The organism is Amycolatopsis ultiminotia (assembly GCF_039536925.1).
GTDB classification, from domain to species: domain Bacteria; phylum Actinomycetota; class Actinomycetes; order Mycobacteriales; family Pseudonocardiaceae; genus Amycolatopsis; species Amycolatopsis ultiminotia.
The window spans coordinates 102,570-115,135 of the sequence record NZ_BAAAZN010000019.1 but is presented as its reverse complement, the minus strand read 5'-3'; the positions used below and the strand labels follow the sequence as shown (position 1 = coordinate 115,135).

Sequence of the window (12,566 nt, the reverse complement as noted above, 5' to 3'; positions counted from 1 at the left end):
CTTAGCTGGTGGACAGCACTTGTCCACATGGTGAGAGGTACCCCTCAGCCGAACCGTCCGCCGAACGCCTCCGGCCACACGTCCCGGTACGCGGCCACACCACCGGCCGCGGTCGCCGACAGCAGACCGTGCACCATCGCACGGGCGAAGACCCGCGCGGCGGCCGAGCACAACGCGTCGAGCCCGCCCGCGCGGTCGGCCGTCGCGAACGAACCGGGCCGCCGGGGCAGCTCACGGGCGCCGGTGGCCAAGGCGAAAACCGTGTCCCCGTCGAACATGCTGTGCGCCGGCCGCACGGCACGGGCCAGCCCGTCCTGTGCAGCCACCGCGAGCCGCCGGGCTTCGGCCTTCGACAGTGCCGCGTCGCAGGCGACCACGCCGATCGTGGTGTTCAGGTCGGTGCGCTGGCCGGGAGCCGAACCGGGCCGGTCCGGCCAGCGGACGTCGAACTCGCCCGCCACCTCGTGGTCCGCCGCGAACGCCCGCCCGGTGCGGAAATCCACTGCCTCGCCGGCGGCGTTCACCGCCGCGAGTGCGCCGACGGTCACCTCGCCGACCGGCTCACTCGCCGTGCCGATGCCGCCCTTGAGTGAGCCGGCCACCGCGCCGGTGCCCGCACCGACCGTGCCCTGCTCGACCGTGGCAGCGGCGGTTTCGCAAGCGGCGTAACCGAAACCGGCGTCCGGACGGTTGCCCCAGTCACTGCGCGGGAGGTCGAACAGCACCGCGGCGGGCACGATCGGCACGACCTCGTGCGGCTGCTGCCCGACCGGGAACCCCAGGTCGCGTTCGCCGAGCCAGCGCAGCACGCCGTCGGCCGCGGCGAGACCGTAGGCACTTCCCCCGGAAAGGCACACCGCGTTCACCTGCTGTACCAGGTTTTCCGGCTCCAGCAGGTTCGTCTCGCGCGTACCGGGTGCCCCGCCGCGCTGGTCGACCGCACCGGTCGCACCGCCCGGCACCAGTACCACCGTGGTCCCGGTGGCCCAGCCGTCGCCGAGGCGCTGGTGGTGCCCGACGAGCACCCCCGGCACGTCGGTGATCGCATTCACCCGCTGACCGCCTGGATCAGCGTCTCCTGCACCCAGGTCAGCCAGTGGTAGACGCCGAGGTGCGGGGCACGCGGATCGTCGTCCGGCAGCTCGTCGGGCATGTCCTCGCTGACGTCGAGCGCGGTGCCGAGCGCCAGCCGCACGTCGTTGAGCGCGCCGAGCCACGCGTCGGCCTGTTCGAAGGTCAGCCGCACCGAACCGCCGTCGCGGGGCAGCGTGTCGAGCACGATCCGGGCGACGCCGACCTTCGCCGCCAGCAGTTCCGGCTCGTGCAGGGACCGCATCGCGGCCGCGGAATCGAGGTCCTCGCGGCTCGGGTTGTCCGGGTCGAGCCGGTGGAAGTCCGGCAGCAGCCGGGAGAGCACCGGATCGTCCGGTGATTCCACGGGGCCGGTGCGGATCCCGGTCAGCTCGGCCAGCTCGTCCTGCGGGGTTTCCTCTTCCCGCGCCCGCAGCATGTCCTCCAGCTGCCCGACCAGACCGCGCAGCACCGCGGCCTCCTGCTGCTCGAACCCCGCGAGGATGGCATCGCCCTTGCGCCGCCAGGCCTTCACGAGGGTTGTTCCATGGTCGCCCACAGTCCCGCGGCGTGCAGTTTCGCCACGTCCGTCTCCACCTTCTCCTTGGAGCCGGACGACACGATCGCCCTGCCCTTGTGGTGCACGTCGAGCATCAGCTTCGTGGCGTGGTCCCGGCTGTAACCGAACACCTTCTGGAACACGTACGTCACGTACGACATCAGGTTGACCGGATCGTTCCACACGATGGTCCGCCACGGCTGGTCGGAGTCGGCGACCTCTACCCCGAGTGGATCAACCTGCGTCTGTTCGGATGCGACAGGCGTGGACATGCACCCCATGGTGTCACGGCGGTCACCCGGTACGCCGCGCCAGGTCCGGCCGGTGGGTGAATAGGCTGACCCCATGGGTTCACCCGAGCCGGTCACCAGCGCCAGCACGGCGCTGCTCACCGACCACTACGAGCTGACCATGCTGGCAAGCGCTCTCTCGAACGACACCGCGGACCGTCCGTGCGTCTTCGAGGTCTTCGCCCGGCGGCTGCCCGACGGGCGGCGTTACGGCGTCGTCGCCGGCACCGCGCGGGTACTCGAAGCGATCGCCGACTTCCGGTTCACCGACGCCGAACTGACCGTGCTCGAACAGACCGCGGTCGTGGACGCGGCGACGCTGTCCTGGCTCGCGGACTACGAGTTCCGCGGCGACATCGACGGTTACCCGGAAGGCGAGCTGTACTTCCCCGATTCGCCGATCCTGACCGTGAGCGGCAGTTTCGCCGAAGCCGTGGTGCTGGAGACGCTGGTGCTGTCGATCCTCAACCACGACAGCGCGGTGGCTTCGGCCGCGGCGCGCATGGCGGGCGCTGCGCACGGCCGGCCGATCATCGAGATGGGCGGACGGCGTACGCACGAGTACGCCGCGGTCGCCGCCGCGCGTTCGGCGTACCTGGCGGGCTTCGCGACCACGTCGAACCTCGAAGCAGGCCGCCGCTACGGCATCCCTACGCGGGGCACTGTCGCGCACGCCTTCATGTTGCTGCACGACAGTGAAGAAGCCGCGTTCCGCGCGCAGGTCGAACGGATGGGCGCGGACACGACGCTGCTCGTGGACACCTACGACATCACTGAGGGCATCGAAACCGCCGTACGCGTCGCCGGTCCGGAGCTGGGTGCGATCCGGATCGACTCCGGTGACGTCGGCCCGCTCGCCCGCAAGGCCCGTGACCAGCTCGACTCGCTGGGCGCCAAGGACACCCGGATCGTCGTGTCCGGCGACCTCGACGAGCACGCCATCGCGGCGCTGCGCGCGGAACCGGTCGACGCGTACGGCGTGGGCACTTCGGTGGTCACCGGCTCGGGCGCGCCGACCGCGGGCATGGTCTACAAACTGGTCGAGGTCGACGGCCGACCGGTCGCGAAGCGCAGTGCGCACAAGGAATCCCGTGGCGGGCGCAAGTACGCGCTGCGACGGCACCGCGACACCGGCACGGCGGTCGAGGAGGTCGTGTGGACCGATTCGGCCGACCGTCCGCCGGCCGGGCCGAACGATCGCGAGCTGCAGCTCCCCCTGGTGCGCGAGGGCAGGGCGGTGGATGATCTGCCCACGCTGGACGACGCACGCGCCCGGTTGCGGCAGGCGCAGATCACGCTGCCGTGGGAGGGGCTGAAGCTGTCGCATGGCGAGCCCGCGATACCGACGACGTTTCTGTAGGGAGCCTGCCATGGGGACCGCGCTGATCGTGGTGGATGTGCAGAACGACTTCTGCGAGGGCGGTTCGCTGGGACTGCCCGGCGGGGCAGCCGCCGCCGACGCCATCTCACGGCATCTGACCGCCGGTGGCTACGCGCACGTGGTGGCCACCCGGGACCACCACATCGATCCCGGCGACCACTTCAGCGAGACGCCGGACTTCGCCACCAGCTGGCCGCCGCACTGCATCGCCGGCACGGCAGGCGCGTCGTTCCATCCGTCCTTGGACGTCGTGCCGATCGAGGAGGTCTTCTCGAAGGGCGAGTACGACGCGGCGTACTCCGGTTTCGAGGGAAAGTCCCGCGACGGCGCGACCCTCGAGGACTGGCTGCGCGCGCATGCCGTGACCGAGGTCGAAGTGGTCGGTATCGCCACTGACTTCTGCGTACGCGCCACTGCGCTCGACGCGGCGCGTGCCGGCTTCGGCGTACGCGTGCTGCTCGACCTCACAGTCGGCGGTTCGCAGCCCACCGTGGACGCCACGCTGAAGGACTTCGACGAAGCAGGCGTCAGCTACTCCGGCACGCCCGCGCTGCCGGCCTGAGCGCTGCCGGTGCCCGGATCCGGTGGCTGCGGAGCACCGCCCTTGCCGAACGGGTTGCACGCCGCGGTTCCGAGGTAGATGTCGCCGCTCGCCGGACCGCCCTGTGGGTACAGCTCGATGTGCACGGCGTGCGTGACGAGACTGCCGTCCGGCGGCGCCGGGGTCACCGTCTCGTTCAACGTCACCGTGGCCAGCGCCGTGCCTGCCTCGCCGCCGGGGATGGTGATCCGGTAGTTCGACGGGACGGACGAGGGCACGGTGAACCCGCTGACCGCGCCGATCGCCATCGAGCCGGTGCTGCCGGACTCGGTGGTCACGCAGCCGGAGGAGTAGGTCCGGACCTGCAGCACCGGCCCGCCCCAGCGCTGCAGCACATCGGTCTCGAAGCGCTGGCCACCCGCCTGCACGGTGGCAACGGCACCGTTGCGGCCGCAGGTGGTCCCGCCGAACCCGAAGTCCGCGACGTCGCCTGCCACACCACCGCTGCTCCGCGCAGACGCCGGCCCGTCGGCAGCACAACGGGCGAGTTCCCCGGTGACCACGTGCTGGCCGTCGACCAGCACGTCGAGACTGCCCGCAGAACCCCAGCCGGTGGAGGTGACCGGATCGGCTTTCGCCACCGGGGCAGCTTGCGCCGGCCGACCGGCTTGCGTCCGTAGGGCGGCCTGCGTCAGCGGACCGGCGTGCACCCCCGGACCAGCCGATACTGCGGGAGCCGCCTGCGGCCGCGAGGCAACCGCCGCCACCGACCACCCTGCCTGCACCGCGGAACCGGCCTGCACCACCGGGCCCGCCTGCGCCCGCGGGACGGAATCGGCCACAGGACCGGCCTGTGTCAACCGACCGGCCTGCATCAGCGGACCGGCCTGCATCAGCGGCCCGGCGTGCATCAGCGGCCCGGCGTGCATCAGCGGCCCGGCGTGCGCCAGTGGATCCGCCTGCGCCGGCGGGGCGACCGCCCCCACCGACCCCGCCAGCAGGGCACCGGTCGCCAGCAGGGCCCGTCCGCGCATCGGCCTGTCTCCTTTCGCCTGTGCTTCGAGATCGGCAGCGCGCCGGGTAGGCCAAACGCCACCACCCCTACACCACCCGGACGTGTGGTGTGGTGAGGAACGCAACTTGTCCGGTCCGGTCCGGGTGCCGGGCGTTAACCTGCCTGGACGTCCGTTTCCGTCGTGGGAGGTCCCGTGTCGTCGCTTTCCCTCACCGGCCGCCGTCAGGTGCTGGCCGACCTCGTACCCGGCGCGCTCGTGCGCGACCTGACGCTGGTGGCCGGCGGCGCCGTGCTGACCGGCGCGGCCGCCCAGCTCGTGATCCCGATCCCCGGCACCCCGGTGCCGATGACCGGCCAGACGTTCGCCGCGCTGCTCGTGGGCGCGACGCTCGGCATGCGCCGCGGCGCCGCTTCGATGCTGCTGTACCTGCTCGTCGGTGCGGCCGGGGTGCCGTGGTTCCAGGGCGCGACGTCCGGGCTGTCCGGAGCGTCGGCCGGGTACATCGTCGGGTTCGTGCTCGCCGGAGCGCTCGTCGGCGCGCTCGCCCGGCGCGGCGGGGACCGGACGCCACTGCGCACGGCGGGGACCATGGTGCTGGGCAATGTGGTGATCTACGCGTTCGGCGTGCCCTGGCTGATGGCCGCCGCCGGCTACGACTTCACCACCGCGTTCGGCAAGGGCGTGGTGCCGTTCCTCGTCGGTGACCTGCTGAAGATCGTCGTCGCGGCCGGGGTGCTGCCGCTGGCGTGGGCCGCCGTTTCCCGGTTCGGCAAGCGGGACTGACCCAGTTCGCCGATCCGGCACGAGCGGCCCGTTCGCGCCGGATCGGCGAACCTGTCGGGCCCGGCGGCTATCGTATGTCGCTGTGCCCGCCCGAACCGATTTCCCCGGCGTCCTCGAACTGCTGACCCACGCGGTGGAGTCCGTGGGCGGCGCCGAGCGCCCCGGCCAGGTGAAGATGGCCGACGCCGTCGGTCACGCCATCCGCACCGGCGAGCACCTCGCCGTGCAGGCCGGCACGGGCACCGGCAAATCGCTGGCCTACCTGGTGCCCGCAATCCGGCACGCGGTGGAGAAGGACACCACGGTGGTCGTCTCCACGGCCACCATCGCGTTGCAGCGCCAGCTGGTCGACCGGGATCTGCCGCGGGTGGCGAAGGCGCTGAAGAAGCCGCTCGGCCGCACGCCGACCTTCGCCATCCTCAAGGGCCGCCGCAACTACCTGTGCCTGCACCGGCTCGACACCGGCCCCGCGGACGAGCCGGATGATGCGCAGCTGTTCGATCCGTTCGCGGTTTCCCGGCTGGGCAAGGAGATCACCCGGCTGCACGAATGGTCGTCGGACACCGAGACCGGTGACCGCGACGAGCTCGTGCCCGGGGTGTCCGACCAGGCGTGGCGGCAGGTTTCCGTCACCGCCAAGGAATGTCTCGGCGCGGCCCGCTGCCCGATCGGCACCGACTGCTTCGCCGAACGCGCGCGGGCCGAGGCCGGCAAGGCCGACGTGGTGGTCACCAACCACGCACTGCTGGCCATCGACGCGCTCCAGGGTTACCAGGTACTGCCCGAGCACGACCTGGTGGTCATCGACGAGGCGCACGATCTGGTCGACCGGGTCACCTCGGTGGCCACCGGCGAACTGACCACGGCGATGGTCGCCGCCGCCGCGCGCCGCTGCGGCCGGCTGATGGACGCGGCGGTCGCGGACCGGCTGCTGGAGGCGTCCGACGGGCTGGCGCTGATCCTCGACGATCTGCCTGCCGGCCGGATGGACACGCTGCCGCAGCCGTTGAAGGGCGCGATCCCGGCGGTGCGCGACGCGGCAAAGGAATGCCTCACCACGCTGGGCTCCGACCGCAAGGAGGACGTCGAGGAGGCCACCGCGCGCAAGCTGGCGCGTTCGCTGCTGGAAGAAGTACACGACACGGCAGTGCGGCTGCTCGACGCGTACACCGACGACCAGGCGCACCAGCGCGACGTCGTATGGCTCACCGGTGACCGGTACTCGGCCAACCCGCGGCCACCGGCGTTGAAGGTGGCACCGCTGGGCGTGGCGGGCCTGCTGCGCGAGCGGGTGTTCAACCTGCACACCACCGTGCTCACCTCGGCCACGCTCACCCTCGGCGGCACGTTCGACACGATGGCGCGGCAGTGGGGCCTGCCGCCGTCCGGGGCACGGGTGGAGAAATCGCCGGGCACGGCCACCGACAAGCAAGCACCCGCGGATGAGGAGACCGGGCCGAAGTGGACCGGCCTCGACGTGGGCTCGCCGTTCGACCACCGGCGCAACGGCATCCTGTACGTGGCCAAGCACCTGCCGGCACCGGGCCGGGACGGTCTCGCGGAGTCCACAATGGACGAGCTGGCCGAGCTGGTCGAGGCCGCGGGCGGACGCACGCTCGGGCTGTTTTCCTCGATGCGCGCGGCGAAGCAGGCCAGCGAGGCGATGCGGGAGCGGCTCGAGCACCCGATCCTGTGCCAGGGCGAGGACGCCACCCCGTTGCTGGTGCGGAAGTTCACCGACGATCCGCGCACCTGCCTGTTCGGCACGCTCACCCTGTGGCAGGGCGTGGACGTGCCGGGACCGTCGCTGCAGCTGGTCGTGGTGGACCGGCTCCCGTTCCCGCGGCCGGACGATCCGGTGTCCTCGGCGCGGCAGCGTGCGGTGGAAGCCCGTGGCGGCAACGGGTTCCTCACCGTCGCGGCCACGCACGCGGCACTGCTGCTCGCGCAGGGCACCGGACGGCTGCACCGTTCGGTCACCGACCGCGGGGTGGTCGCCGTGCTGGACTCCCGGCTGGCCACCGCCCGCTACGGCGGATTCCTCCGCGCGTCGCTGGCACCGTTCTGGCCCACCACGGATCCGCAGGTCGCGCGCGCCGCGCTGAAACGACTCGACGCGGCCGCGCCCGCGTGAGGGAGGGCACTGCCCAGGCGGGTACGGTAAGCGGAACGAACACGACAGGGAGCACCGGTTGACCCAGGATCCGTCCAGCGCACGATCCCGGACCGTCAGTGTCGACGACACCGGCGTGCGGCGCAGGCTCGCCGACGGCACCGAAGAGGCCGTCACATGGTCGGACCTGCAGTCCGTCATGGTGAGAGTCATCCCCGACGGCCCCTGGAACGAGGACGTCTTCTTCATGCTCGTGGGCTCCGACGGCCAAGGCACCGCCATCCCGAGCGGCGACCCGGCTGCAGACGCCCTGATCGAACGCCTGCAAACCCTGCCCGGCTTCGACAACGAGAAGTTCATCGAAGCCATGACCACCGACGCCGACCAGGCGTACGTGGTCTGGCAGAGCTGACCCTCCCCGCTCCACGCCCGGCCCCGCCCCGGACCGGCACCCGCCAGCAGCCCGAGCGCCGCCCCCGCAACCGGACGGACCCGCCGCCCCGGCAGCCCGCACCCCGGCCACGCCAGACCAGCCGCCCCGGCAGCCCACACCCCGGCGAACCGCACACCCCAGCCACGCCAGACCTGCCACCCCGGCAGACCGCACACCCCAGCCACGCCAGACCTGCCGCCACGCCAGACCGCACACTCCGGCCACGCCAGACCAGCCACCCCGACAGACCGCACACCCCAGCCACGCCAGACCTGCCGCCACGCCAGACCGCACACTCCGGCCACGCCAGACCAGCCACCCCGACAGACCGCACACCCCAGCCACGCCAGACCTGCCGCCACGCCAGACCGCACACTCCGGCCACGCCAGACCAGCCACCCCGACAGACCGCACACCGGCGGACCGCACACCCCGGCCAGCGGACCACCCCAGCGGACCGCACGCCCCGGCCCAGCGAGTCCCCGCACGCCCCGGCCGCTGGACCGCGCCCGGTCCGCCGGGTCTTCGCGCCCCACCACCGGACGACCCCCGGTCCGGCGGGTCGCCCATAGCACCCCGCCTACCGGGTCACCTCTGCCCAGCGAGCCTCCGCACCCAGCCTGGCCCGCCGCACGCACACTCCTGCGCGGCCAGCCTCCACACACCCCGTCCAGCAGACCACCAGACCCAGCAGATCTCCGCGTCCCAACCCGGCCCGCCGACCGCACACCCAAGCAGATCGAGCCCAGCAAGCAGGCGCCCGGCCGCCCCATGCAGATCCGGGCCGGCCAATCCTCGCCCATCCGGTCCGGCTCAACTCGGCCGGCACGCTCTCCGGCCGGCCCGGCTAGCGTTCGCACGCACCGGCTCGGTCCCTCCGGCCACACGCCACGCCAACCGTTCGCCGGACCGCACGTCACCTGCGGCCCCGGAGCGGTCTGGCGAGCCGTCCAACCCGGCCGATCCCTGTAGGCCAGGACTCGACCGCGCACACCCCAGCCCGCACACCGGGTCTGGGCTGCTCGACGTCACGCACTCGGGCCTGCCAAGTCGGCGCTCACATCGGGTTGCGTCCAGCGGTGGCAGCTGATCCGCCGGGCAGGGGCAGATCCCTCGCATGACCTTCACGGACGGACTGCGAGCGGATACGCCGGTCTCCCGGCAAAGCAGCCGGCACTGCTTTGCCAAGCCCCACAAGTACTTGGCGCGCAAACGTCACCTCATGCACACCCGGCAACGGTCAACCCGGACTGGCCACGACCGGCCCGCCGGCCGGGCGCGCATCGCCCGCCGACGTCGGTACCCGAACCCTCCGGCGCACGCGAGCCAGGACCGCCACACAAACCGACCGGTCACCACCCCAGCCACCCGCGCACCGAGTCAACACTCCCACACGCACGAACCGACCAGTCCCCCTAACCGCCAGCGCCCCCGAACCAGCACCGCCGCACAAGACGACCGGTCACCACCCCAGCTACCCCAGCCACCAGCACGGCCGCACCAACGCCACCGCACAAAACGACCAGTCACCGCCCCAGCCAGCCCGCCCGGCACCAGTCACCAGCCCCCGAGCCGGCGCCACCACAAGAGACGACCAGTCGCCGCCCAGGCCGGGCCGGTCGGTGTCGGTCTTCAGCGGCTTGTTCCGAGGCACGACCATTGCCCGGCTGGCGGGTAGCTGTCTGAACCCCGCCGGGCCGAGCGCATGCTGCGCCTACGAGAGCACCGTCCGGCCTTGCGTGGGGTCGGCGCGCGGTTGCTCGGTCTGCCGGAGGGTTGCTTCCGGTCCGGGTGCGGTGCCGCGGCAGTTCAGTGCGACGGCACCGCACCCGCTCGGCCTCGCCGAGCCGTTCGCCGGTGGTAAGGCGCACGGCTCACTCGGTCGGGAAGGACTCCGTCACCGGGGTTCCCTTGGTCAGGGTGCGGCGCACCGTGCACAGGCGGTCGATCGCGCGGTCCACTGCGGTCGCGAGCGCTTCTCGTTTGGCCGAGTCGAGGGTGGACAAGTCGACATCGAAGGCGACGTGCACCGCGTCCAGTTCGGAGGCTCCCTCGCGGCGGTCGGCGGACACCGAGACCCGGAACGTCGAGTCCTCCCCCACCCGGCGGGTGATCAGTTCCTCGGCGGTCACCGCGGAGCAGCCTGCCGTAGCGATCTGCAGCAGTTCCGCCGGGGTGAACGCGCTCTCCGCGCCCGCCCGGCCCAGTTTGACCTCGGCGCCACGGTCGTTGCGGCCGACGAAGCGGTGCGTGCCCTCGCGCTGTACTTCCAGACTCATCCCGAAAACCTTTCCGTAGTCCCACCAACCCCAACCCTGGGCGGTGCCACGGTGTTCCGGCGATCCGCTCAGGCGCCCGGGTACTGCGCGAGCACGGTGATCGTGCCAGGGGCGACCTCGGTGAATCCGGCGTCGCGGACGGCCACCACCCGGTGCTCCCGCCAGCCGCCTTCGGGATCGTCGACCGGGCAAAGTTCCTTCCAGCGGGCCGGCGTCGGCGTGCGCACGGCCACCCGGTAGTCCCGCGCCGCCCACTCGGCCAGTGCCGCGTCCGGCAGCAGCGACGCGAGCATCATCGTGCCGTGCCCGACCTGAGCCGAGGCCTTGCCCACGGTCATCGGCGCCTCCGGGTTCAGCAGCAGCACCGGCAGATCGTCCGCGGCCGGGCCGGGGGTGTCGAGCGGCAGCTCGCTCCCGGAAATCTGCAACCGCGAAACCTCTTTCGGCGCCTGCGAAACCAGCCCCGGCACGAGTGCTCGCGCCTGTGCACCGTCGACGTCGACGGTGATCCCCGGCAGGTCGAGCACTGCCTGCCAGTGCGCACCGCGCGCCCGGCGGGCGACCTTCCGGATCCGGTTGTCCAGCCACGCGTGCACCGGCTCGGCCCAGTCGCCGCCGGGCTCGGAACGTTCATCGAGGCACACGGCCAGCGCGGCCGCCGCGGCCGCCTCCAGCAGCGCGGTCCGACCGGGCGGTTCGGCCCGCTCGATCCGCAGGATGACCGGCATCGCGCGGACCTGGCCGGGCTCCTCGTCGGAGGTGTCGGACGTTTCCGCCGCGGACATCCCCAGCCACGAGGCGTAGCGGCTGCGCAGTGGTTCGAGGATCGGGTTCACTGCCGCGCCAGATCGAGCCCGTCGGCCGCGTCGGCCGCTTCCACCTCGGCCCGCGTGACACCGAGGACGAACAGCACCGCGTCCAGGTACGGGTGGGAAAGCGCGGTGTCCGCGACCTCCTTGAGCGCAGGCTTCGCGTTGAAGGCCACGCCCATGCCCGCCGCGGCGAGCATGTCGATGTCGTTGGCCCCATCGCCGACCGCGACGCAGGCGCCGAGCGGGATCCCGTACTCCCCGGCGAACCGGCGCAGCGCGGCCGCCTTGCCCGCGCGGTCCACCACCTCGCCGGTCACCCGCCCGGTGAGTGTGCCGTCCACGACCTCCAGGTGGTTCGCCGCCGCGAAGTCGAGCCCGAGGTCGTCGACCAGATGGTTGATGACCTGGGTGAATCCGCCGGACACGACGCCGCAGCGGAACCCCATCCGTTTGAGCGTGCGCACGGTGGTGCGGGCGCCCGGGGTGAGTTCGAGCTGGGCGGCGACCTCGTCCAGCACGGTGGCGGGCAGCCCGGCCAGCAACGCCACCCGCCGTTCGAGCGATTCGGTGAAGTTCAGCTCGCCGCGCATCGCGGCTTCGGTGATCTCCCGGACCTGCTCCTCGACGCCGGCGTGCGCACCGAGCATTTCGATCACTTCGCCCTGCACGAGCGTGGAATCGACATCGAAGACCACCAGGCGCTTCGCCCGCCGGGTGATGCCTGCCCGCTCCACGGCGACGTCGATACCGGCCGCGGACGCCGCGTCGGCCAGCTCCGAGCGCAGCTCGGAATCGGCGGCTGCGCTTTCGTCCCGCACCGAGACGTACAGTTCCAGCCCGGTCACCGGATAATCGGCGACGCTGCGGATCGAGTCGATGTTCGCGCCCACCGCGGCGAGCCGCCGGGCCACCTCGGAGAACGCGCGCGCGGTCACCGGACGGCCGAGCACCACCAGCACGTGCGACGAATCGCGCCGCCCGAGCGCGAACGGATCCGCGCCGATCGCGTCGCCGATACGGACCTCGACCTGCATCCCGACGGTCGCCATCGCCTGCTCCACGGTCTCCTGCAGCCCCTCCGGATCGCGGTAGACCCCGGCCAGCACGCCGAGCACGAGCTGCCCGCGGATCACCACCTGCTCGACGTCGAGCACGTCCACGTCGTGCCGGGTGAGCACGGCGAACAGGACGGACGAGACGCCCGGCTTGTCCGGACCGGTCGTGGTGATCAGAACGGGTGTCTGGGTCACTGGGATCTATCCCTCGTTCGTCGGGTGCTGGATCCGCC

The 12,566-nt window shown here is 72.1% G+C and carries 12 protein-coding genes; 5 read left to right on the top strand and 7 right to left on the bottom strand.

Going from position 1 to position 12,566, the window contains the following annotated elements; genetic code table 11:
* Positions 1 to 44: 44 nt before the first annotated feature.
* Genes ABD793_RS33685 through clpS form a run of 3 tightly spaced genes read right to left on the bottom strand, consistent with a single transcriptional unit; the run spans position 45 to position 1,902 of the window.
* On the bottom strand, positions 45 to 1,052 hold the full coding sequence (locus ABD793_RS33685) for a P1 family peptidase (RefSeq protein WP_344867328.1): 1,008 nt from the start codon (positions 1,050 to 1,052) through the stop codon (positions 45 to 47).
* Positions 1,049 to 1,606, bottom strand: a complete 558-nt coding sequence (locus ABD793_RS33680) for a DUF2017 domain-containing protein (protein WP_344867327.1) — start codon at positions 1,604 to 1,606, stop codon at positions 1,049 to 1,051. Before ABD793_RS33680 ends, ABD793_RS33685 begins: the two co-directional genes overlap by 4 nt.
* A complete protein-coding gene (clpS, locus tag ABD793_RS33675) occupies positions 1,603 to 1,902 on the bottom strand; it encodes an ATP-dependent Clp protease adapter ClpS (RefSeq protein WP_344867326.1) in 300 nt (99 codons plus the stop codon). The genes ABD793_RS33680 and clpS overlap by 4 nt, the downstream gene beginning before the upstream one ends.
* 73 nt (positions 1,903 to 1,975) lie before the next feature.
* Here clpS and ABD793_RS33670 point away from each other — a divergent pair, with 73 nt between their 5' ends.
* Positions 1,976 to 3,280: a nicotinate phosphoribosyltransferase gene (locus ABD793_RS33670; RefSeq protein ID WP_344867325.1), complete on the top strand. Its 1,305-nt coding sequence runs from the start codon at positions 1,976 to 1,978 to the stop codon at positions 3,278 to 3,280.
* 10 nt (positions 3,281 to 3,290) lie between these two features.
* Entirely contained in the window at positions 3,291 to 3,863 is a 573-nt protein-coding gene (locus ABD793_RS33665) for an isochorismatase family protein (protein ID WP_344867324.1), read from the top strand.
* On the opposite strand, the gene ABD793_RS33660 is transcribed toward ABD793_RS33665, so the two are convergent.
* Positions 3,833 to 4,876 carry a hypothetical protein gene (locus ABD793_RS33660; RefSeq protein WP_344867323.1) on the bottom strand — a complete coding sequence of 348 codons (1,044 nt, stop codon included), beginning with the start codon at positions 4,874 to 4,876 and terminating at the stop codon, positions 3,833 to 3,835. The genes ABD793_RS33665 and ABD793_RS33660 overlap by 31 nt on opposite strands.
* A 174-nt stretch (positions 4,877 to 5,050) precedes the next feature.
* On the opposite strand from ABD793_RS33660, the gene ABD793_RS33655 reads away from it, so the two are divergent.
* The 3 genes from ABD793_RS33655 (at position 5,051) to ABD793_RS33645 (ending at position 8,166) form a co-directional block, all read left to right on the top strand.
* The gene (locus ABD793_RS33655) at positions 5,051 to 5,641 is read left to right on the top strand and encodes a biotin transporter BioY (RefSeq protein ID WP_344867322.1); all 591 of its coding nucleotides are present in this window, start codon (positions 5,051 to 5,053) and stop codon (positions 5,639 to 5,641) included.
* Positions 5,642 to 5,723: 82 nt separating this feature from the next.
* Positions 5,724 to 7,775, top strand: a complete 2,052-nt coding sequence (locus ABD793_RS33650; protein ID WP_344867321.1) for an ATP-dependent DNA helicase — start codon at positions 5,724 to 5,726, stop codon at positions 7,773 to 7,775.
* Positions 7,776 to 7,833: 58 nt separating this feature from the next.
* Positions 7,834 to 8,166, top strand: coding sequence for a hypothetical protein (locus ABD793_RS33645; RefSeq protein ID WP_344867320.1), 333 nt, complete (start codon positions 7,834 to 7,836; stop codon positions 8,164 to 8,166).
* 1,895 nt (positions 8,167 to 10,061) lie between these two features.
* Here the strand turns inward: ABD793_RS33645 and ABD793_RS33640 are convergent.
* From ABD793_RS33640 to serB, 3 genes are all read right to left on the bottom strand, one after another.
* Positions 10,062 to 10,466, bottom strand: coding sequence for an OsmC family protein (locus ABD793_RS33640; protein ID WP_344867319.1), 405 nt, complete (start codon positions 10,464 to 10,466; stop codon positions 10,062 to 10,064).
* Between the two features lie 68 nt (positions 10,467 to 10,534).
* Entirely contained in the window at positions 10,535 to 11,251 is a 717-nt protein-coding gene (locus ABD793_RS33635) for a peptidyl-tRNA hydrolase (RefSeq protein ID WP_425548813.1), read from the bottom strand.
* A gap of 47 nt (positions 11,252 to 11,298) precedes the next feature.
* On the bottom strand, positions 11,299 to 12,528 hold the full coding sequence (serB, locus tag ABD793_RS33630) for a phosphoserine phosphatase SerB (RefSeq protein WP_344867317.1): 1,230 nt from the start codon (positions 12,526 to 12,528) through the stop codon (positions 11,299 to 11,301).
* Positions 12,529 to 12,566 lie beyond the last annotated feature (38 nt).